This is a genomic window from Streptomyces sp. NPDC001480 (genome assembly GCF_042894725.1).
GTDB lineage: Bacteria > Actinomycetota > Actinomycetes > Streptomycetales > Streptomycetaceae > Streptomyces.
Genome location: NZ_JBIAVX010000008.1, coordinates 227,283 through 248,296, shown reverse-complemented (window position 1 = coordinate 248,296; position 21,014 = coordinate 227,283). Strand labels below are relative to the sequence as shown.

20 protein-coding genes and 1 pseudogene are annotated in these 21,014 nt (G+C 70.0%); 17 read left to right on the top strand and 4 right to left on the bottom strand.

What is annotated here, in order from left to right:
* Window positions 1–320 precede the first annotated feature (320 nt).
* The 7 genes from ACFY01_RS21500 (at window position 321) to ACFY01_RS21470 (ending at window position 8,706) form a co-directional block, all read left to right on the top strand.
* Window positions 321–1,478, top strand: coding sequence for an MraY family glycosyltransferase (locus ACFY01_RS21500; protein ID WP_390737309.1), 1,158 nt, complete (start codon window positions 321–323; stop codon window positions 1,476–1,478).
* Window positions 1,479–1,572: 94 nt separating this feature from the next.
* On the top strand, window positions 1,573–3,417 hold the full coding sequence (gene dnaK / locus ACFY01_RS21495; protein ID WP_390737308.1) for a molecular chaperone DnaK: 1,845 nt from the start codon (window positions 1,573–1,575) through the stop codon (window positions 3,415–3,417).
* Window positions 3,414–4,073 carry a nucleotide exchange factor GrpE gene (gene grpE / locus ACFY01_RS21490; RefSeq protein WP_390737307.1) on the top strand — a complete coding sequence of 220 codons (660 nt, stop codon included), beginning with the start codon at window positions 3,414–3,416 and terminating at the stop codon, window positions 4,071–4,073. Before dnaK ends, grpE begins: the two co-directional genes overlap by 4 nt.
* 36 nt (window positions 4,074–4,109) lie before the next feature.
* Window positions 4,110–5,297, top strand: a complete 1,188-nt coding sequence (dnaJ, locus tag ACFY01_RS21485) for a molecular chaperone DnaJ (RefSeq protein ID WP_390737306.1) — start codon at window positions 4,110–4,112, stop codon at window positions 5,295–5,297.
* Window positions 5,298–5,302: 5 nt separating this feature from the next.
* Window positions 5,303–5,755 (top strand): heat shock protein transcriptional repressor HspR, encoded by a 453-nt coding sequence (locus tag ACFY01_RS21480; protein WP_390737305.1) that lies wholly within the window; start codon window positions 5,303–5,305, stop codon window positions 5,753–5,755.
* 483 nt (window positions 5,756–6,238) lie between these two features.
* Window positions 6,239–7,345 carry a substrate-binding domain-containing protein gene (locus ACFY01_RS21475; protein ID WP_390737304.1) on the top strand — a complete coding sequence of 369 codons (1,107 nt, stop codon included), beginning with the start codon at window positions 6,239–6,241 and terminating at the stop codon, window positions 7,343–7,345.
* A 314-nt stretch (window positions 7,346–7,659) separates the two neighbouring features.
* Complete coding sequence (locus ACFY01_RS21470; RefSeq protein WP_390737303.1) at window positions 7,660–8,706, top strand: LuxR C-terminal-related transcriptional regulator; 1,047 nt, start codon at window positions 7,660–7,662, stop codon at window positions 8,704–8,706.
* Between the two features lie 295 nt (window positions 8,707–9,001).
* Here the strand turns inward: ACFY01_RS21470 and ACFY01_RS21465 are convergent, their stop codons facing one another.
* Window positions 9,002–10,039 carry a helix-turn-helix transcriptional regulator gene (locus ACFY01_RS21465; RefSeq protein ID WP_390737302.1) on the bottom strand — a complete coding sequence of 346 codons (1,038 nt, stop codon included), beginning with the start codon at window positions 10,037–10,039 and terminating at the stop codon, window positions 9,002–9,004.
* 104 nt (window positions 10,040–10,143) lie between these two features.
* On the opposite strand from ACFY01_RS21465, the gene ACFY01_RS21460 reads away from it, so the two are divergent.
* Window positions 10,144–10,308: a hypothetical protein gene (locus ACFY01_RS21460; protein WP_390737301.1), complete on the top strand. Its 165-nt coding sequence runs from the start codon at window positions 10,144–10,146 to the stop codon at window positions 10,306–10,308.
* Window position 10,309: 1 nt separating this feature from the next.
* A complete protein-coding gene (locus tag ACFY01_RS21455; protein ID WP_390737300.1) occupies window positions 10,310–10,645 on the top strand; it encodes a hypothetical protein in 336 nt (111 codons plus the stop codon).
* Between the two features lie 149 nt (window positions 10,646–10,794).
* Here ACFY01_RS21455 and ACFY01_RS21450 read toward each other — a convergent pair whose 3' ends face one another.
* Complete coding sequence (locus ACFY01_RS21450; RefSeq protein ID WP_390737299.1) at window positions 10,795–11,208, bottom strand: pyridoxamine 5'-phosphate oxidase family protein; 414 nt, start codon at window positions 11,206–11,208, stop codon at window positions 10,795–10,797.
* 167 nt (window positions 11,209–11,375) lie between these two features.
* Between ACFY01_RS21450 and clpB the strand changes: the two genes are divergently transcribed.
* Both clpB and ACFY01_RS21440 read left to right on the top strand, forming a co-directional pair.
* Window positions 11,376–13,973 (top strand): ATP-dependent chaperone ClpB, encoded by a 2,598-nt coding sequence (gene clpB, locus ACFY01_RS21445; RefSeq protein WP_390737298.1) that lies wholly within the window; start codon window positions 11,376–11,378, stop codon window positions 13,971–13,973.
* Between the two features lie 227 nt (window positions 13,974–14,200).
* On the top strand, window positions 14,201–14,740 hold the full coding sequence (locus ACFY01_RS21440; RefSeq protein ID WP_390737297.1) for a YbjN domain-containing protein: 540 nt from the start codon (window positions 14,201–14,203) through the stop codon (window positions 14,738–14,740).
* A 90-nt stretch (window positions 14,741–14,830) separates the two neighbouring features.
* Here ACFY01_RS21440 and ACFY01_RS21435 read toward each other — a convergent pair whose 3' ends face one another.
* Window positions 14,831–15,295 carry an ATP-binding protein gene (locus ACFY01_RS21435; protein WP_390737296.1) on the bottom strand — a complete coding sequence of 155 codons (465 nt, stop codon included), beginning with the start codon at window positions 15,293–15,295 and terminating at the stop codon, window positions 14,831–14,833.
* Window positions 15,296–15,471: 176 nt separating this feature from the next.
* On the opposite strand from ACFY01_RS21435, the gene ACFY01_RS21430 reads away from it, so the two are divergent.
* From ACFY01_RS21430 to ACFY01_RS21410, 5 genes and pseudogenes are all read left to right on the top strand, one after another.
* On the top strand, window positions 15,472–16,386 hold the full coding sequence (locus ACFY01_RS21430; protein WP_390737503.1) for a Scr1 family TA system antitoxin-like transcriptional regulator: 915 nt from the start codon (window positions 15,472–15,474) through the stop codon (window positions 16,384–16,386).
* On the top strand, window positions 16,343–16,480 hold the full coding sequence (locus ACFY01_RS21425) for a DUF397 domain-containing protein (protein WP_390737295.1): 138 nt from the start codon (window positions 16,343–16,345) through the stop codon (window positions 16,478–16,480). Before ACFY01_RS21430 ends, ACFY01_RS21425 begins: the two co-directional genes overlap by 44 nt.
* Before the next feature lie 282 nt (window positions 16,481–16,762).
* Window positions 16,763–17,608 (top strand): hypothetical protein, encoded by an 846-nt coding sequence (locus ACFY01_RS21420; protein WP_390737294.1) that lies wholly within the window; start codon window positions 16,763–16,765, stop codon window positions 17,606–17,608.
* Between the two features lie 100 nt (window positions 17,609–17,708).
* Window positions 17,709–18,365: a DUF433 domain-containing protein gene (locus ACFY01_RS21415; protein WP_390737293.1), complete on the top strand. Its 657-nt coding sequence runs from the start codon at window positions 17,709–17,711 to the stop codon at window positions 18,363–18,365.
* Window positions 18,355–18,459, top strand: a pseudogene (locus tag ACFY01_RS21410) (toxin-antitoxin system, toxin component, PIN family protein); the annotation flags it as partial. The gene ACFY01_RS21415 and the pseudogene ACFY01_RS21410, both read left to right, overlap by 11 nt.
* A gap of 67 nt (window positions 18,460–18,526) precedes the next feature.
* On the opposite strand, the gene ACFY01_RS21405 reads toward ACFY01_RS21410, so the two are convergent.
* Window positions 18,527–19,714, bottom strand: a complete 1,188-nt coding sequence (locus ACFY01_RS21405; RefSeq protein ID WP_390737292.1) for a pyridoxal phosphate-dependent aminotransferase — start codon at window positions 19,712–19,714, stop codon at window positions 18,527–18,529.
* A gap of 753 nt (window positions 19,715–20,467) precedes the next feature.
* Here ACFY01_RS21405 and ACFY01_RS21400 point away from each other — a divergent pair.
* Window positions 20,468–20,992, top strand: a complete 525-nt coding sequence (locus tag ACFY01_RS21400) for a DUF2617 family protein (protein ID WP_390737291.1) — start codon at window positions 20,468–20,470, stop codon at window positions 20,990–20,992.
* Window positions 20,993–21,014 lie beyond the last annotated feature (22 nt).

The following is a 21,014-nucleotide window of genomic DNA, read 5'->3' as shown; positions in this document are numbered from 1 at the left end:
CCAGGGCTGGTCGGCCGCCGCGGACGGCAGTGCCGCGACTCGGCGAGGCAGCTGAGCACGAGCCGGAGCAGCGGTGTGAGGCCGCCGGGCCGGCGGCCCGGCCTCCCTGGGCACGGCGAGACAGAGCGCCGGCGTCCGGCTGCGTGCCTGGCCGACGTCGCTCGGCGGGGACGCGTCGTCGTCGAGGAGCGACCTCAGGTGGTCCAGATTCCCACAAGGGGCGGTCGGTGAATCCTTCCTGCGGCGGAATCGGCCATCCGCCCTGCAATCAGATCGTGTTATTCATCCAGAATTGCTACTTTCGCGCCTAATTTATTGCCGTGCTCTACGGGATCCTCGCCGCCACCGCCGCCCTCCTCCTGACCGCCGTGTTCGCGGCGCTGCTGAGGGGGCCGGTCCTGCGGGCCGGGATCGTCGACCGGCGGCGGCAGCGGCCCGTGCCGCTGTTCGGGGGACTGGCCGTGGTGGCGGTCACCTGCCTCGTCGCCGGGATGGGGCAGTGGACGCGGGTCGCGCCGCTGGGGGAAGGGGTGGGGGACCTGCTGGTCGCCGGGGCCGGGGTGGCCGCGCTCGGGCTGGTGGCGGATGTGTGGCGGCTGCGGGCACGGGTACTGGTCGCCGGTGCGGCGGTGGCGGCGGCCTGTGTCGTGCCGTACGAGGAGACCGGGGTGCTCGCCGGGCTGCTGGCGGTGGCCTGGATCGTCTTCGTCACGCTCGCCTTCCGGGCGCTGGACCACGCCGACGGGCTCGCGGGAACGGTCGGGGTGGTCACGGCCTTCGGGGCGGGGGCGTGCGCGGCGGCCGAGGTGATGGACGGGCTGGCGGTGCTGCTGAGCGTGCTCGCCGCCGCCCTCACCGGGTTCCTCATGCACAACTGGCCGCCCGCGCGGATCGGACTCGGCGCCTGCGGGTCGCTGTTCACCGGGTTCCTCCTCGCATCCGCCGCGGTGTTCGCCCGGGCGGGGTACCCGCTCGGGTCCAGCGTGCGGGTGCTGTTCCCGCTGACCGCGGTCGCCACCGCGGACGTGGTCCTCGTGGTCCTCTCCCGGCTCATGGCCCGGCGGTCGCTGCTGCGGGGCGGGCCCGACCATCTCGCCCACCGGCTGCGGCGGCTCGGGCTCACCCCGCCCGGGGCCACCGTGCTGCTGGGCGTGGGGGCCTTCGCGGCGGTCGTCGTCGGGGTACTCGTGCACAGCGGCTGGGCGGGGGAGCCGGCCGTGCTGTGGGTGGTCGGCGGGGCGTCCGTGGTCGTGCTCGGGCTGCTGCGCGTACCCGTCCACGGACGCCGCCGGACGGTGACGGAGACCGGCATGCGGACGACCACGCAGACAGGTGTGCGGACGTCCACGCAGACCGGGCAGACCGGCGTGCGGACGTCCACCCAGACTGGAATGAGGGTGTCCGCACAGACGTCCATGCACCCATCCGCACGGGCATCCACGCAGGTCAGCGGCGCATTGCGTGTAAGGAACGGATAAGACTTGAGTCCACTCGACTCAGGTCTGTTGACCCAGCGGGCCCCCTCATGCACACTTGAGCCTGTTCCACTCAAGTCATCTGGAGGAATTCACCATGGCACGTGCGGTCGGCATCGACCTGGGCACGACTAACTCCGTCGTCAGCGTTCTGGAAGGCGGCGAGCCCACCGTCATCACCAACGCCGAGGGCGCCAGGACCACGCCGTCCGTCGTCGCCTTCGCCAAGAACGGCGAGGTGCTCGTCGGCGAGGTCGCCAAGCGCCAGGCGGTCACCAACGTGGACCGGACCATCCGGTCCGTCAAGCGCCACATGGGCACCGACTGGAAGATGGAGCTCGACGGGAAGCCCTTCAACCCGCAGCAGATCTCCGCCTTCATCCTCCAGAAGCTGAAGCGGGACGCCGAGTCCTACCTGGGCGAGAAGGTGACCGACGCGGTCATCACCGTCCCGGCGTACTTCAACGACTCCGAGCGCCAGGCGACCAAGGAGGCCGGCGAGATCGCCGGCCTGAACGTCCTGCGCATCGTCAACGAGCCGACCGCGGCCGCGCTCGCCTACGGCCTCGACAAGGACGACCAGACGATCCTCGTCTTCGACCTCGGTGGCGGCACCTTCGACGTGTCCCTGCTGGAGATCGGCGACGGCGTCGTCGAGGTGAAGGCCACCAACGGTGACAACCACCTCGGTGGTGACGACTGGGACCAGCGCGTCGTCGACTACCTGGTGCAGCAGTTCAAGTCCGGTCACGGCGTGGACCTGGCCAAGGACAAGATGGCCCTCCAGCGTCTGCGTGAGGCCGCCGAGAAGGCGAAGATCGAGCTGTCCTCGTCCAGCGAGACCTCGATCAACCTGCCCTACATCACCGCGTCCGCCGAGGGCCCGCTGCACCTGGACGAGAAGCTCACCCGCGCTCAGTTCCAGCAGCTGACGGCCGACCTGCTGGAGCGCTGCAAGACGCCGTTCCACAACGTCATCAAGGACGCCGGCATCGCCCTCGGCGAGATCGACCACGTCGTCCTCGTCGGTGGCTCCACCCGTATGCCCGCCGTGGCCGAGCTCGTCAAGGAGCTCACCGGCGGCAAGGAGGCCAACAAGGGCGTGAACCCGGACGAGGTCGTCGCCATCGGCGCCTCGCTCCAGGCCGGTGTCCTCAAGGGCGAGGTCAAGGACGTCCTGCTCCTCGACGTGACCCCGCTGTCCCTCGGTATCGAGACCAAGGGCGGCATCATGACCAAGCTCATCGAGCGCAACACGACCATCCCGACCAAGCGGTCGGAGATCTTCACGACGGCCGAGGACAACCAGCCGTCCGTGCAGATCCAGGTCTACCAGGGCGAGCGCGAGATCGCGGCCTACAACAAGAAGCTCGGCATGTTCGAGCTGACCGGTCTGCCGCCGGCGCCGCGTGGCGTCCCGCAGATCGAGGTGTCCTTCGACATCGACGCCAACGGCATCATGCACGTCACGGCGAAGGACCTCGGCACCGGCAAGGAGCAGAAGATGACCGTCACCGGCGGCTCCTCGCTCCCGAAGGACGAGGTCGACCGCATGCGCGAGGAGGCCGAGCGCTACGCGGAGGAGGACCACAAGCGCCGCGAGGCCGCCGAGTCCCGCAACCAGGGCGAGCAGCTCGTCTACCAGACCGAGAAGTTCCTCAAGGACAACGAGGACAAGGTCCCGGGCGAGATCAAGACCGAGGTCGAGGGCGCGATCGGCGAGCTGAAGGAAGCCCTCAAGGGCGAGGACACCGCCGAGATCCGCACCGCCACGGAGAAGGTCGCGGCCGTCTCCCAGAAGCTCGGCCAGGCCATGTACGCCGACGCCCAGGCCGCGCAGGCCGCCGGGGCTGAGTCCGCCGGTGCCGGTGAGGCCAAGGCCGACGACGACGTCGTCGACGCGGAGATCGTGGACGACGAGCGCAAGGACGGTGCCGCGTGACGGAGGAGACCCCGGGCTTCGAGGAGAAGCCCGACGTCCCCTCCGGCGCCACCCCTGACGACGCCGAGCCGAAGGCCGCCTCCTCCTCCGAGGAGCAGGCGGCCCCGGCCGGGGACGCGAACCAGACAGCGGGCCTGGTGGCCCAGCTGGACCAGGTGCGCACCGCGCTCGGCGAGCGCACCGCGGACCTCCAGCGACTCCAGGCCGAGTACCAGAACTACCGCCGCCGCGTGGAGCGCGACCGGATCACGGTCAAGGAGATCGCCGTCGCGAACCTCCTGACCGAGCTCCTGCCCGTGCTGGACGACATCGGCCGCGCACGGGAACACGGCGAACTCGTCGGCGGCTTCAAGTCGGTTGCCGAGTCGCTGGAGACCGTCGCCGCCAAGATGGGCCTCCAGCAGTTCGGCAAGGAGGGCGAGCCCTTCGACCCGACGATCCACGAGGCCCTGATGCACAGCTACGCGCCGGACGTCACCGAGACGACGTGCGTGGCGATTCTGCAGCCCGGGTATCGCATCGGCGAGCGCACCATCCGCCCCGCGCGGGTGGCCGTGGCCGAACCGCAGCCCGGCGCGCAGACGGTCAAGGCCGAGGGGGCCGACGAGGCCCCGGCGGCCGGTGACGACAAGGACAACGGCCCTGAGGAGGGCTGACGTCGTAGACACTGAGGGGAAGGAGGGGCGTCGGGGATGAGCACCAAGGACTTCATCGAGAAGGACTACTACAAGGTCCTCGGCGTCCCCAAGGACGCCACCGAGGCCGAGATCAAGAAGGCGTACCGGAAGCTCGCCCGCGAGTTCCACCCGGACGCCAACAAGGGCAACGCCAAGGCCGAGGAACGCTTCAAGGAGATCTCCGAGGCGAACGACGTCCTCGGTGACCCCAAGAAGCGCAAGGAGTACGACGAGGCGCGCACCCTCTTCGGCAACGGCGGTTTCCGCCCGGGGCCGGGCGCGGGTGGCGGATCGTTCAACTTCGACCTGGGCGACCTCTTCGGAGGCGGCGGCGCCGGCGGCGCCCAGGGCGGGGGCGGCGGCTTCGGCGGCGGAATCGGTGACGTCTTCGGGGGCCTGTTCAACCGGGGCGGCGGCGCGGGCACCACCCGCACCCAGCCCCGGCGCGGCCAGGACATCGAGTCCGAGGTCACGCTGAGCTTCACGGAGGCCATCGAGGGGGCCACGGTCCCGCTCAGGATGTCCTCGCAGTCACCGTGCAAGGCCTGTTCGGGCACCGGCGACAAGAACGGCACGCCACGCGTGTGCCCGACCTGTGTCGGCACCGGCCAGGTGGCCCGGGGCTCCGGGGGAGGGTTCTCCCTCACCGACCCCTGCCCCGACTGCAAGGGCCGCGGCCTGATGGCCGAGCACCCCTGTCTGGAGTGCAAGGGCAGCGGCCGGGCCAAGTCGTCCCGCACCATGCAGGTCCGCATCCCGGCCGGCGTGACCGACGGGCAGCGCATCCGGCTGCGCGGCAAGGGCGCCCCCGGCGAGCGGGGCGGACCGGCGGGCGACCTGTACGTGGTCGTGCACGTCGGCGAGCACCCGGTGTTCGGCCGCAGGGGCGACAACCTCACGGTGACCGTCCCGGTGACGTTCGCCGAGGCGGCCCTAGGCGGCGAGGTCCGGGTCCCGACCCTCGGCGGCCCCGCCGTCACGCTGAAGCTGCCCCCGGGCACGCCCAACGGCCGCACCATGCGGGCGCGGGGCAAGGGCGCGGTCCGCAAGGACGGCACCCGCGGCGACCTGTTGGTCACCGTCGAGGTGAGTGTTCCCAAGGACGTGACGGGGAAGGCTCGTGACGCGCTCGAGGCGTATCGCGAGGCGACCGCGGGCGAGGACCCGCGGGCGGAGCTGTTCGAGGCTGCGAAGGGAGCATGAGTGGGATGGACGGCCGTCGACGGAACCCGTATGAACTGACCGAGGAAACCCCGGTCTACGTCATCTCGGTGGCGGCCCAGCTCTCCGGCCTGCACCCGCAGACGCTGCGCCAGTACGACCGCCTGGGCCTGGTCTCGCCCGACCGCACTCCCGGGCGGGGCCGCCGCTACTCGGCTCGCGACATCGAACTGCTGCGCACCGTCCAGCAGCTGTCGCAGGACGAGGGCATCAACCTGGCCGGCATCAAGCGCATCATCGAACTGGAGAACCAGGTCGCCGCCCTCCAGTCCCGCGTCGCGGAACTGCAGGCGGCCCTGGACGGCGCCGCGGCCACGATGCGCCAGCGCGAGGCCGCCGTGCACGCCTCCTACCGGCGGGACCTCGTTCCCTACCAGGAGGTCCAGCAGACCAGCGCCCTGGTGGTGTGGCGGCCGAAGCGGCAGCAGCAGAGCGACTGACCCGCCATGTGCGGCAGAGGGCCCGGAGGCAAGACCTCCGGGCCCTTTCCCGTGCGGGAACCGCCGCCTCGGGCTGCCGCCGGGCCGCGGATAATTTGCCTCGGGGTGGTGGGCGGTCTGCCTCCGGGCCTTGGACGGGCCGCCGACGGGCCGTCAGCGGGACGCTGGCCGAGTTCGTTCGATCCTCTGCTCGGTCGGTACGACGCCTCGGTCGCCGTCCGGGTCGTCGACGAGCGTGACCCGGGAGGAGTGGAGTCGGTTGCACTGATCTTTGCCCGCACATGAACTCCCGTTGAGTGGAGGGTCCGTAAAGGGCGTTTGGAGGCGATTCCGCTCAGCCTTCACAGGAGCAGCGGAGCGTGGTGTTGCGCACTCGTTAAGTGATTCCGCTTGACGCCGGTGGTGGCCTCCGCGTTGGCTTTTCAGACATCTGGGTGGCATAGGAGCCACCACGTCCCGAACGCACCTGAAGTGAGCCCTCGAATGCGTCGTATCGCCATATCCGTGGCCGCCACCACGATGACCCTCTCGCTCGCCGGCTGCGGCGTGCTGAACGCGACGGGGGACTCGAGCGACGCAAGCCCGACGAAGGGCAACGACGTCACCGTGGGCGTGCTGATGCCGGAGAAGACGAACACGCGGTACGCGGACTTCGACTACCCCATCATCAAGAACAAGGTCGCCGAGCTCACCGAGAAGCAGGGCAAGACCGAGTACGAGAACGCGGGTTCCGACGCGAAGCTCCAGTCCACCCAGATGGAGAAGATGATCGACGACAAGGTCGACGTCATCATCCTCGACGCCGTCGACTCGCACCTCATCGCGCCCACCGTGAAGAAGGCCAAGGACGCGGGCATCCCGGTCATCGCCTACGACCGGCTGTCCGAGGGCCCGATCGACGCGTACGTCTCCTTCGACAACGAGCTCGTCGGCGAGGTGCAGGCCCGTACGCTGCTGGAGGCGCTGGGCTCGAACGCGGACACCTCCGACAAGGTCGTCATGATCAACGGCTCGCCGACCGACCCGAACGCCAAGCAGTTCAAGCAGGGCGCGCTCTCCGAGCTCAACGGCAAGGTGACCATCGCCGCGACCTACGACACCGACAAGTGGGACCCGAAGCTCGCCCAGTCCGAGATGACCAAGGCGATCAACTCGATCGGCAAGAACAACATCGCCGCCGTCTACTCCGCGAACGACGCCATGGCGGGCGGCATCGTCGATGCGTTCAAGAACGCGGGCGTCACCACCGTGCCCCCCCTCACCGGTCAGGACGCGGAGCTGACGGCGGTGCAGCGGGTCGTCTCCGGCGAGCAGTACATGAGCGTCTACAAGCCCTACCCGGACGAGGCCGAGGCCGCAGCCCAGATGGCCGTCGCCAGGATCCAGGGCCACGACATCCAGTTCGACGCCCTCACCCGCGACAAGGTGGACAGCCCCACCAACAAGGACATCCCGGCCCAGCTGGTCACGGTGAACGCCCTGACGCGCAAGACCATCAAGAGCACCGTCATCGCGGACGGCATCTACAAGGTGGACGACATCTGCACGGCCAAGTACAAGGCGGCCTGCGCGTCCATCGGTCTGAAGTAGGCCACCTTCCGGTCGATCTCCCGGTCGATTCCCGGTCGACCTGCCGGTCAATGTGACGCGGTGCGAGGCGTTCACCCGCGAGGGTGGGCGCCTCGCCGTGTTCGGTCCGCGGGTGTGCCGGCCCCGGTGCGTGGCCGTGGCGTTCGATTCCACCCCCGTCAGCTTGTTGCGGTGCGACGGGCGGAGGGCGGAGGATAGCGGGTCATTCCGGTGGTTTACGACGACCGTGGCCCGGAGAGCCGTGTTGCGGACCCGGTCGGGGCCGCGCATAGTTGCGCTGCGGATGTGGCAGCAAACCGGGGGTGGAATGGGCGATGGCCGGGCACGGGACGGAGGAGCATCCCCACGGTGCCGACCGACTGTGCGAGGCCGGGGATCGCGTGTATTCCCGGGCCGTACGGCGCGGCCGTGTGGCGCGCACGGACGCCGAGGCGGTGCCCTGCCTGCTGGACCTGGCGCTGCTGCACCCTGACCCCGACGACATGGACTGGCTGGTGCCGACCTCTCCGCAGGAGGTCATGACCCGGCTGCTGCGCGGGGTGTACGACGAGGTCAGGGAGAGCCAGCGGCGGATGGGCTCGGCGGTGACCGCCTTCGAGCGCTACGCGGGCCTGGGACGGCAGTTGCAGGCCTCCGCGGCGGCCTCGGCGGAGGGCACCGCCATTCGCGTCCTGGACGGGCTGTCACGGATCCAGGCGGCGATGGACGAGGCGACGGAGGCGTGCACCACCGAGGTGCTGACCGTGCAGCCCGGCGGCATCCGGCGGGAGGCGGAGCTCACGGAGGGTCTGCACCGGGCGCTGGCGCTGCGCGGCCGGGGTGTGCGCATGCGCGACCTGTACACGCACGTGGCCCGGCACGGGCAGGGGCTGCTGAACTATCTGGAGCTGATGGGCGACGCGGTCGAGGCCCGCACGCTGGACGAGGTCATCGACCGGCTGATCCTCTTCGACCGCACGGTGGCCTTCATCCCCGCCAACGCCGACCGCACGATGGCGCTGGAGCTGCGTCACCCCGCGCTGGTCGAATATCTGGTGACGGTTTTCGAAAGGTTGTGGCGGCTGGCGATCCCGCTGACGGCGCCGCTGCCCGACACCGGCATCGAGGGCATCTCCCACCGCGAACAGTCCATCGCGGCGCTGCTCGCGGAGGGCCACCAGGACGCGGTGATCGCCGAGCGGCTCGGCATCAGCGTCCGCACCTGCCGGGCCCACATCGCCCGGCTGTCGGAGACCCTGGGGGCGGCCAGCCGCACCCAACTGGGCGTGCGCATCGCCCAGGTGGGCCTGGACGGCCCGCCACGCACGGCGGCACCGGCCGTGCTGGGCCTCCCCGGCCGGCAGTCCCCGACGGTGCGATAGCCGCCCCGGCGGCCGACGGCGCCGTCAGGACGACGGCCCCACCGCCGACTCCGCGCGTCGCCCACCGGCTCGGGTCAACGCCGCCGCCGGCCGCACCGGTTCACCGGCATCGCCCCGGCGACGGTTTCGCCGCCGACTCCGCGCGTCGCGCCCCGACTCACCTGCCGACCGCACCGCACGCCGGGCATACGGCCGACGCCGCCGACCGGGTCCTCGGCGGCCGTGCGGGCCGCCGCGGCTCACCGGCAGCCGCAGCCCGCCGGCTCCCCGGCGGCCGTCCCGGCGAAGCGCTGTCTCAGCGGCGTTCGGCCGGGTCCGGGAGTGCGCTGGTTTTGTCCAGGATGCCCGACTGGGCGATGCGGTAGCCGAGTTGGGCGCGGCTGCCGCTGCCCAGGGCCTGGGCCAGCTTGGCGATGTGGGCGCGGCAGGTGCGTACGTTCATGCCCAGGCGGCGTGCGATGGCCTCGTCGACATGGCCCTCCACCAGGAGCTTGGCGATGGAGTGCTGGATCTCGGTGATGCCGTCGGAGTCGGTCGAGTACGGGCCGCCGGCGCTCATCGGGACGGCCCGGTCCCACAGGTACTCGAAGACCTTCATGAGATAGCGGACCAGGCCGGGGTGACGCAGCTCCAGCGCGATCTTCTGGTCGTCGCGGGCCGGGATGAAGGCGATGGTCTCGTCGACGATGATCAGGCGCTCGACCAGTTCGTCGATGGTGCGGTACTCGAACTTGCCGTCCGAGAGCTGGGCGGCGTAGGCGAGCTTCTCCGGGTTGTAGCGCGCGGTGTGCTGATAGAGGCTGCGGACCTTCACACCACGTTCGATCAGCTGCCGGTCCCGCTCGAGACCGCGCAGCAGACTGTGCTCCGAGATACGGTCCGACGGCTGTACGGTGAGGATCTCGGACTGCGACTGTGACGTGGCGAGGTTGAGCGCCGCGTTGATCCGTTCGCCGCCCTCCAGGACGGTGATGGAGTCGCCGGCCGTGCTCACCTCCACGCCGATCGCCATGAACGGCTCGAAGACCTGGGCGAGTTCGACCGACAACTGCCTGCGTTCGGTGATCTCGCGTTCGATCGGGTTGAGTCGCCGGGCCAGGGCGATGGCCGGCGGGACCGGACGGAACCAGGAGGGATCGTCAGGATCCGGGTGGAGCAGGGCGAACTCCATCAGGCAGGGAGCGGCCTCCGCGTCCGCGCGGGCGACGCGTCCCGAGCGCAGGGCGGTGACGTAAAGACGGTTGCCTTCCTCACATAGTTCGGTCAACGCATGAGGATGTGTCCCTTTCGCCCGATTCGTTGCCAAATCTCCACCCCCCAGGGTCCTGAACATGCAGGAACATGATGCACCGATTGTGTGGCCACCACGTGCCCGAATGAGCCATCGTCGTACCTGACGGGGGAAAAGGGGACCTTCAAGTGAGGATGAAGCCGACTATGCGTAACAGACTGCTTCGCTCGGCGGTCGCCGCCGCGTTCGCAGCCCTCGTTGCCTTGGGGGTGGTGAGCGGAGTCTCCGGCGCGAAGGGCGACACCCAGGCGGTCACCGAGTGGCCTTCGGTCGCCGTGAACGCCGACACGGCAGGCGGAGCCGGGAGCTGACGTGACGACTCCGCCCGACGACCGTTCCTTCCGCCGCGAGATGGCCACCGCCTATCGCTCCGGCTGGCACTTCATCGACCTGGTCACCGCCATCCCCCACAGCGGCGACTCGCTGATGGTGACCGTCTTCGGAGAGCCGGTCGTCGTCACGCGGGACGAGGACGAGGACGTACGGGCGTACCGGTGTCTGCGGAAGCCCCGAGGGGCGCCACAGCCCGTGCGATGTGCCATCCGATACGGAATGATCTTTGTGAACCTGGACCGACGAGACCACCGGCTGGCAGATCCGGAGGTCTCGGATGTGAGGACCATCTCGGCCACCCCCCGCAGTGCCTGACGCGATTCCCCCGTCGTAAAAGATCGCTCAGGTGCTTCCCCCCGCAGCGGCGTCACCGTGACCTGAACACGGTGACGCCGCTGTAGTTTGCGGGGACATTTCTCCGTATGGGTGGATTCGGCCAGGACGGCATGGTGGCCGAAACACGCTCAACCCCGCCCGAGGGCCCGCTCCACCCGGATCTCGATCACCACGCGTGACGGGTTGGGGGACGGGGTCCGCTCATAGCGCTCGGCGTAGCGCCGCTCCGCCTCCGCGACCCGCTCCGGTTCGCCGCGGACGTACGCGCGCCCCTCCAGCGTCGCCCACCGCCGCCCGTCCACCTGGCACACGGCGACCCGGGCCCCCTCCGGCCCGGCGGCCAGGACGTGGGCCGCCTTCGCGCTCGCCTTGTTCGTGATCACCCGAGCGAGCCCCGCCCCGGGCTCGTATGTCACACCGACGGGCACGACGTGCGGGCTGCCGTCCGGGCGCAGGGTGGTCAGTGTGCACAGATGCCGCTCACGCCAGAAGCGGAGATACGGCTCGTCGGGGGCACTCGGATCCACGGAGTACGTACTCATGGACCGGAAGCTAGCCCGGAACGGCCTCCGGCTCCACCGTGAGCGAAAACGCGGGAAACCTTGAGTGGAATAGACTCAACTTTGTGTACGTTGGTTAAGTCAGCAGTGGGAGACGCAGGAGTCGGAGACACGGCCGACGAGCCGAAGCCGAGGAGGAGAACGGACACGTGGACGCCGAGCTGACCAACAGGAGCCGGGAAGCGATCAACGCGGCCGGCAACCGAGCCGTGACCGAGGGGCACCCGGACCTCACGCCCGCCCATCTGCTGCTGGCTCTGCTCCAGGGGCAGGAGAACGAGAACATCACCGATCTGCTCGCCGCCGTCGACGCCGACCAGGCGGCCGTGCGCTCCGGCACCGAGCGGGTCCTGGCCGGGCTGCCCAGCGTGACCGGGTCCACCGTCGCGCCCCCGCAGCCCAACCGTGAGCTGCTCGCCGTCATCGCGGACGCGAGCGAACGCGCCAAGGACCTCGGCGACGAGTACCTTTCCACCGAGCACCTGCTCATCGGCATCGCCGCTAAGGGCGGCGCGGCCGGCGAGGTGCTCCAGCGGCAGGGCGCGACCGCGAAGAGGCTCCAGGAGGCCTTCCAGAAGGCGAGGGGAGGGCGCCGCGTGACCACCGCGGACCCGGAGGGCCAGTACAAGGCCCTGGAGAAGTTCGGCACCGACTTCACCGCCGCCGCGCGCGACGGCAAGCTCGACCCGGTCATCGGGCGGGACCAGGAGATCCGCCGGGTCGTGCAGGTGCTGTCCCGCCGCACCAAGAACAACCCCGTGCTCATCGGCGAGCCCGGCGTCGGCAAGACCGCCGTCGTCGAGGGCCTCGCCCAGCGGATCGTCAAGGGCGACGTGCCCGAGTCCCTCAAGGACAAGCGGCTGGTCGCGCTCGACCTGGGCGCGATGGTCGCGGGCGCCAAGTACCGCGGCGAGTTCGAGGAGCGGCTCAAGACCGTCCTGGCCGAGATCAAGGACTCCGACGGCCAGATCATCACCTTCATCGACGAGCTGCACACGGTCGTGGGCGCGGGCGCCGGCGGAGACTCCGCCATGGACGCCGGCAACATGCTCAAGCCCATGCTCGCCCGCGGTGAGCTGCGCATGGTCGGCGCGACCACCCTGGACGAGTACCGGGAGCGGATCGAGAAGGACCCGGCGCTGGAGCGGCGCTTCCAGCAGGTGCTGGTCGCCGAGCCGACCGTCGAGGACACCATCGCGATCCTGCGCGGCCTCAAGGGCCGGTACGAGGCCCACCACAAGGTGCAGATCGCGGACAGCGCGCTGGTCGCCGCGGCCACGCTCTCCGACCGCTACATCACCTCACGCTTCCTGCCGGACAAGGCCATCGACCTCGTCGACGAGGCCGCCTCGCGCCTGCGCATGGAGATCGACTCGTCCCCGGTCGAGATCGACGAACTCCAGCGCTCCGTCGACCGTCTGCGCATGGAGGAGCTGGCCCTCGACAAGGAGACCGACCCGGCCTCCCGGGAACGCCTGGAGAAGCTGCGCCGCGACCTCGCCGACAAGGAGGAGGAGCTGCGGGGCCTCACCGCCCGCTGGGAGAAGGAGAAGCAGTCCCTCAACCGGGTCGGCGAGCTCAAGGAACGCCTCGACGACCTGCGCGGACAGGCCGAACGCGCCCAGCGCGACGGCGACTTCGACTCCGCCTCCAAGCTGCTGTACGGCGAGATCCCCGGCCTGGAGAAGGAGCTGGAGGCCGCCTCCGAGGCCGAGGAGGAGGCCGCCCAGGACACGATGGTCAAGGACGAGGTCGGCTCCGACGACATCGCCGACGTCGTGGCCTCCTGGACCGGCATCCCCGCCGGGCGGCTCCTGGAGGGCGAGACGCAGAAGCTGCTGCGCATGGAGGACGAGATCGGCAAGCGGCTCATCGGGCAGTCCGAGGCCGTACGGGCCGTGTCCGACGCCGTGCGCCGCAGCCGCGCCGGGATCGCCGACCCCGACCGGCCCACCGGGTCCTTCCTCTTCCTCGGCCCGACCGGCGTCGGCAAGACCGAACTGGCCAAGGCGCTCGCCGAGTTCCTCTTCGACGACGAGCGGGCCATGGTCCGCATCGACATGTCCGAGTACAGCGAGAAGCACAGCGTGGCCCGGCTGGTCGGCGCGCCTCCCGGCTACGTCGGCTACGAGGAGGGCGGCCAGCTGACGGAGGCGGTGCGCCGCCGCCCGTACAGCGTGATCCTGCTCGACGAGGTCGAGAAGGCCCACCCCGAGGTCTTCGACATCCTCCTCCAGGTGCTGGACGACGGCCGCCTGACGGACGGTCAGGGACGCACGGTCGACTTCCGCAACACCATCCTGGTCCTCACCTCCAACCTCGGCAGCCAGTACCTGGTCGACCCGGTGCTCGGCGAGGAGGAGAAGAAGGAGCAGGTGCTGGAGACGGTACGGACCTCTTTCAAGCCGGAGTTCCTCAACCGGCTGGACGACCTGGTGGTCTTCTCCGCGCTCAGCAAGGAGGAGCTGGCCCGTATCGCCCGCCTCCAGATCGACCGGCTGGCCAAGCGGCTCGCCGAGCGGCGGCTCACCCTGGAGATCACCGACGAGGCCCTGGCCTGGCTCGCCGACGAGGGCAACGACCCGGCGTACGGCGCCCGTCCGCTGCGCCGCCTCGTCCAGACCGCCATCGGCGACCGCCTCGCCAAGGAGATCCTCTCCGGGGAGATCAAGGACGGCGACACGGTCCGCGTGGACAGGTTCGCAGACGGCCTGATCGTGGGCCCGGCCACCGGCAAGACGCTGTAACCGGCCCCCGCCCGGCCCCGACCCGGCCGCCGTGTCCGGCGGCCGGGTCGGGTGTCGATTTTGCATGCACCTGAATAAAACGTGACGCGTCGTTTCCCGCTCCGTGCCCTGGTTACTTGGGACAGGCCGGATCATGTCAGCCGAGGGCTGACAGGCCCCGTCGGGGCTTGCCACCCCCCTCCCCGGATGAGGGAGGATGGCGGGATCCGTACGAAGGGAAAATCACGGTGACCATCGACCCGTCCTCGATTCCGAACTTCGGGGGCCAGCCCGACCCGCAGCCCCAAGGACCGGCGGGCCCCGTCGTCCCGGATCAGGACCTCGTGAAGCAGCTCCTCGACCAGATGGAGCTCAAGTACGTCGTCGACGACGAGGGAGACCTCGCGGCGCCGTGGGAGCAGTTCCGTACGTACTTCATGTTCCGCGGAGAGGCCGAGCAGGCCGTCTTCTCGGTGCGGACCTTCTACGACCGCCCCCACAAGATCGACGAGAAGCCGCAGCTGCTGGAGTCCATCGACGACTGGAACCGGCGGACCCTGTGGCCCAAGGTGTACAGCCACACCCACGACGACGGCACCGTCCGCCTCATCGGTGAGGCGCAGATGCTGATCGGCACCGGCGTCGACCTCAACCACTTCGTCTCCTCCACGGTCAGCTGGGTGCGGGCCGCGATCGAGTTCGACAAGTGGCTGGTCGAGCAGCTCGGCCTCGAGCAGGAGGTCAACGAAGCGGACAAGCCCGAGGACGAGGGCGACGACGAGGAGTAGTCCTCCCGTCCCACGCGTGAGAGAGCCCGGCCAGGGCACCGGCCAGCACGGCCGCGTGTCCACGGTCGGGCTCACGTCGTACCGCCGGGGTCACACAGAAGTTGACGCCGCAAGTTCCACCTCCGCCCACACCGTCTTGCCCAAGGGGCGACGAGGTGCCGACCCCCAGCGCACGGCCAGGACATCCACCAGGAGCAGCCCTCGGCCGGACTCGCCGTCGGGCCCCGACAGGGGCGGGGCCGCGGGCAGTCGCTTCTCGGAGGCCGCGTCCGAGACCTCGACACGCACCAGGCCCGCGGGCGCGTCGAGGGCGAGCCGGAGGCCGAAAGTACGTCCCGGGACCCGACCATGCCGTACGGCGTTCGCGACGAGTTCGCCGACGACGAGGGCGACCGTGCACGACACGTCGGACGTCGGCGGATGGCCCCACTCCTCCATGCGCCGGACGGCCAGCCGGCGGGCGAGCTGTGCTCCTCGGGGCGAGGAGGAGAACTGCTCGGTGAAGCAGGGAAGCTCGCGTGGCCCGTATCCCGGGGTGGTCGTTCCTGTGGGCACGGCTTGTCCGTCCTTGTCTGTCGAGCCGAGTCATCCCGTGACGTACACGAGTCGTCACGTTCCGTGCCCAAGAATCGTCTGACCGCCCTACGCTCGACAGGTGACACAGCCTTACTTTTCAGGCCGTAAGGAACGGAAGTGACGCTTTGGCCAACGGAATTGACCCCAGTGCGTCGATGGCGGCCCTGTTCGGCGCACGGGTGCGCAGGCTCCGTACGGCGGCCGGTCTGACCCAGGCCGAGCTCGGCGAGCGGACCCACGTGGTGAGCACGCGGATCACCCAGATCGAGCGGGCGTCCGGGGCGAAGCCGACGCTGGACCTCGCGCGTGCACTGGACGCGGCCCTCGGTGCGGACGACCTGCTCGTCGAGTTGTGGCCGTACGTGTACCGGGAGGCGTTTCCGGACTGGTCGCGGAGGTTCATGGAGTACTCGGAGCGGGCGGTGGCCATCCGTGAGTACGCGGCTCACGTGGTGCCCGGCTTGTTGCAGACGGAGGACTACGCACGGGCGGTGCTGGGTGTCGGTCGAACACTTGGCAGCAAGGAGCAATTGGAAGAGCGGGTCGCCCTTCGCCTGGGACGTCAGGAGCGCCTTGGTGCGGCCGATCGGCCCGAACTGTGGGTGGTGCTCGACGAGTCAGTGCTCAGGCGTCCCGTCGGTGGCCTGGAGGTGATGCGTGAGCAGTTGGCGCGTCTGCTCAGGACCTCGGCCGAACCCCACATCACCGTGCAGGTACTGCCGTTCGACCAGGGCGAGCACGATGTCATGGGCGGTTCGCTGACGATGCTCACCATGCCGGACGGCTCGGAGATCGCCTACACCGAAGGCGCGCACTACGGCCAACTCATCGAGGATCCGGACGAGGCCAGGGGTTTCGCGCTGACCTACGATCGGCTGCGGGCGGCAGCTCTGCCCCCGCTCATGTCGCTCGACATGATCCGATCCGTGATGGAGGACAACCACTGTGGAGCGAAAGTCCCGTCCCGATCTGAACGGCGCCGCGTGGCGCAAGAGCAGCTACAGCAATCAGGAGGGCGGCAACTGCGTGGAGGTGGCCGACGGGTTCCGGGCCGTCGTCCCCGTCCGTGACAGCAAGGTTCCGCACGGCCCGGCGCTGTGCTTCGAGGCCAGCTCCTGGGCCGCCTTCATAGGCGAGCTGAAGGCCGGGCACCACCGTCCCTGAGGCGGCCGGCCCCCGGCCGCCCTCCCTCATCCGGGGGCACCGGGTCCTTGTCCGCGAGGGCCCGGCGGGCCGCTGACCTCCTTAAAGAACCGGGAGAAAGAACTACCCACCCACCCACCCTCCCCGGCTGGAGGGCCCGCGTCACCCGTCCGAGTGACCGGCTTGCAGGCGGGGGATGCGGACGGTTACGTTCACCGCGACAACCGCAAACAGATACGGCCCCCGGCCGGGACGGCAATCCCGAACGAGGGCCTAACCGATCGAGAAGGAATGCACTTCCCGATGGCTGACCCGCAGTCTAACGCGCCCTCGCGCGCCGACGCCGGAGCTCCGACCTCCGGCGTGATCCACGTACGCACCCGCCTCACGGCCGACTTCACCGTGATCTCCAACGCCCTCGCCCAGCGGCGCGGCAGCGCGGTCACGGTCGGCGTCGCGGCGTACATCGCCTCCCTTCCCGATGGCACCCCCGTGACGATCACCGCCCTGTGCGGGCACTTCGACGAGGGCGAGATCCTCATCTCGCGGGCGCTCAGGGAACTCGAAGACGCCGGATACCTGGAACGTCGCCGTGAGCGAACGCCCACCGGGCAGGTCCGTACCCGGACGTACTTCTACGACGTCCCCGGCGGCACCCGGGATCCGGACGGCCCTCCCGAGCCGCCCAAGCCGCGTCGGCCCCGCAAACAGCTCGCCGCCCCGGCCGTGCGGGAGACCGCGCAGGCACCGGTCACGCTCGCCGACGCCAACCCCCGAGCCGTCGCCGTACTCGCCGGGCTGCGCCGGGCCGACCCCCGCCTCGTCCTGACGACGAAGGAAGCCGCCCGTCTCGCCCCGGCCGTCACCCAGTGGCTCGCGGCAGGCATGCGCCCCACACAGATCACCGACCACCTCACCGCAGGCCTCCCGGACCACCTCCTGACCCGCCCGAGCGGCATCCTCGCCTACCGGCTCCAGGAGACACCTCTGCCCGCACCGGCCAGAAGCGCCGAACCCCCAGTACGACCGGGGGTCCTGCCCATGGAGAACTGCGAGGGCTGCGACCGGGCGTTCCGCGCTGCGGAACCCGGACGCTGCCGGGACTGCCGGTCCCTAGAAGCCGGGGATCGTCTCCGTGCGGCCAGCTGAGCCGCTGGTGGGCGGGTGTGCGGTCCGGCTCCGGGTGGGAGGCTTGATGTGCAACGATGCGAAACCCGGCACTGAGCAAGACGGCAGGAGGAGGTGGGGCATGGTCGACAGGTTTCGCGACGGGCTGCTGACCCTCACGGAAACGTCCTCCTACCTGGAGATTCCGCAGTCGACGCTCCATTCGTGGCTGAAGGGCAGGGCTGCCGGGGCACCCCTGGTGCATCAGGTCGAGCCGCTGCGCAAGGGGCAGCCCTCGGTGCCGTTCATCGCGGTGGCCGAGGCGCATGTCCTGCGTTCCCTGCGCTCCCTGGGGCTTCGTATGAGCGAGATCAGGGAAGCAGCCGCCGCCGTACGGGACGCCTTCGCCACCCCGTACGGACTCGTGTCGAAGCGGATCGCGACAGACGGGGTGGACATCTTTGTCGAGCACGGGCTCGGAGATCTCCGCAGGGCCCGTGACGGTCAGGCACCCATCCACGAAGTGGTTTCGGACTGCCTCCGCTACCTGAACTGGGAGCCCGACGACGACTTCCCCTGCAGCCTGCGGCTCAGGCAGTACCCGCCGTCCGTCCCTGTCGTCATCGATACGAGGTTCGGGCACGGGAGACCCGTCGTGGCCGCCAACCGCGTTGCGGTCGACGCCATCACCGATCTGTGGGAGGCCGGGGAGAGCGTCGAGGACATCGCGTACGACTTCGACATGACGCCCGAGCAGGTGGACGCGTTGTGCAAGGCAGTGGTGCGCCTTGCCGCCTGAGTTCTTTCTGGACCGGAATCTCGGGCGTCGGGTCGCGGAAGGGCTGAGGGAGCGCGGCTGGTCGGTTCACCGCATCGGGGACGTCTTCCCGGACGACGGACAGGACGTGGCCGACGAGGAGATGATCACACCTGGCCGTCCTGACCGTCGGACACCTCAACTCACATCAGGCCCCGGAGGCGCTCCACCGCAACCTCCAGCACGTCCCGCCGCTTGCAGAAGGCGAACCGCACGAAGGGGGCCCCGGCCTCGCGGTCGTCGTAGAAGACCGCGTTGGGGATGGCGACGACACCCGCCCGCTCCGGCAGGGCGCGGCAGAAGGAGAGGCCGTCCTTCTCGCCGAGCGGGCGGATGTCGGTGGTGACGAAGTACGTGCCGGCGGGCCGGAACACCCGGAAGCCGGCGTCCGCCAGCCCCGCCGCCAGCAGATCGCGCTTGGCCAGCATGTCCGCGCGGAAATCGGAGAAGTAGGAGTCGGGCAGGGCGAGCGCCTCGGCCACCGCGTACTGGAAGGGCCCCGACGCCACGTACGTCAGGAACTGCTTGGCCGAGCGCACCGCCGCCACCAGGCCGGGCGCCGCCGTCACCCAGCCGACCTTCCACCCGGTGAAGGAGAAGGTCTTCCCGGCCGATCCGATCGTCACCGTGCGCTCGCGCATGCCCGGGAACGCGGCCAGCGGCAGGTGCTCGGCCTCGTCGAACACCAGGTGCTCGTACACCTCGTCCGTGACCACCAGCAGGTCCCGCTCCACCGCCAGCTCGGCGATCGCGGTGAGCTCCTCGCGGGTGAGCACCGTCCCCGTCGGGTTGTGCGGGGTGTTGATCAGCAGCAGCCGGGTGCGGTCGGTGACGGCCGCGCGCAGTTCGTCGAGGTCGAGCCGGAAGCTCCCGTCGTGCGGCCTCAAGGTGACCGGTACCCGTGTACCGCCCGCCATCGCGATGCTCGCCGCGTACGAGTCGTAGTACGGCTCGAAGGCGATCACCTCGTCGCCGGGCTCCAGCAGCGCCAGCAGCGACGCGGCGATGGCCTCCGTGGCCCCGGCCGTGACCAGGACTTCGGTGTCGGGGTCGAAGGACAGTCCGTAGCGGCGCTCCTGGTGCGCGGCGATGGCCGTACGCAGCTCGGGGACGCCCGGCCCCGGCGGGTACTGGTTGCCGCGCCCGTCGCGCAGGGCCCGCACCGCCGCCTCCCGTACCTCCTCGGGGCCGTCCGTGTCCGGGAAACCCTGGCCCAGGTTGATCGAGCCGGTCCGCACGGCGAGGGCCGACATCTCGGCGAAGATCGTCGTCCCGAACTCGGCGAGCCGGCGGTTGAGGAGGGGGCGCGCACTGGAGGTCATGCCGGTCATCCTGCGCCCAAGCTCTGGAGTTCCTCAACTCTGCTTTGGCGCGGAATCGGGCCGGGCATCCCCCGTTCACCACATCACAGGGGAACAGTCACGGGGGAACGGAAGGAGGGTGGCGCCATGGTCATCGGCATCATCCTGGCAGTGATCGCGGTCCTGTTCGTCGGAGCCATGCTGAGCGGCGTGCGCAAGGGGCGGTCCTACCGCAAGGGGTCGTCGTCCTCGGGCAGCAGCGGAGACAACAGCTGGTGGGTGGCCGGCAGCTCGGGTGCGGCCACGTCGTGCGGGTCGTCCTCGGGCGGACACAGCGGGCACAGCGGTCACAGCGGTCACAGCGGCAGTCACGGGGGTCACTCGTGCGGGGGACATTCGTCGTGCGGCGGGTCGTCCTGCGGGGGCGGCTCGTCCTGCGGCGGTGGGGGCGGATGCGGCGGAGGCAGCTGACACGGGGCAGCTGAGCTCCTCCCCAGGCCCTGTTCGTCGGGGCCGCACACCGAGCGCCCGCCGGAAGAACTCATCCGGCGGGCGCTCCGTCGTACGCGCGCCATCGTTGAACAGTTGAGCTGTTGAGCCCTCTAGGGGATGGAAACCCCACGAAGTTGGGTAAAAACGCTTTGGTGGCGCCACCGTTCATGATTCCCTCTAAACCGCCCTGGGCCGGTTGGGCCGACCGCGCTGACCTGGCCGATCTCCTGGCCCCTTCCCCTCTTCCCTTCTTTTCCCTCTCTTTTATTCGCGTGCTAGCGGAGCCGATCCATGCTCACGACCCTGAACACCGCCTACACCGATACGCGCGCCGCCGACCTCGCCTGGGCCCTGGGACGCGAGCCGCTCCCCGCCCTGGCCACGCTCGATCTCGAACTGGGCGCATCGAACCTACAGTTGAGACTCCTCGGCGCGTCCCACCAGGTGCTGCTGGAGGAGGAGCGGGGCATCTGCTCGGAGACGGTGGCGTGCATCCCGGGATCCAGCACCCCGCTCCCACTGGGCGTCGCCAAGCGGGTCGGCGACTGGGAGTACGAGTTCGCGGCACGGGTGGAGGTCCTCTCACCCCGTTCCTTCGCGGGCCGCGCACAGGAGTTGCTGGCCCTGGTCTCCGACCACCCCCACGGCCTGGCCGGCGTCTTCCCCGGCAGCCCGCACGCCTTCACCGCGCTGCTGGCCCAGCACCACGAGGGCCAGGTGCACTGGCGCACCTGGCACGCCTACCCGCAGGACGGCCAGCTGGTGGCGACGCGGACGAGGGTGGGGGTGCGGGCGAGCCGCCCGGTGGTCGGATAAACCCAAGACGTCGGCAACAGCG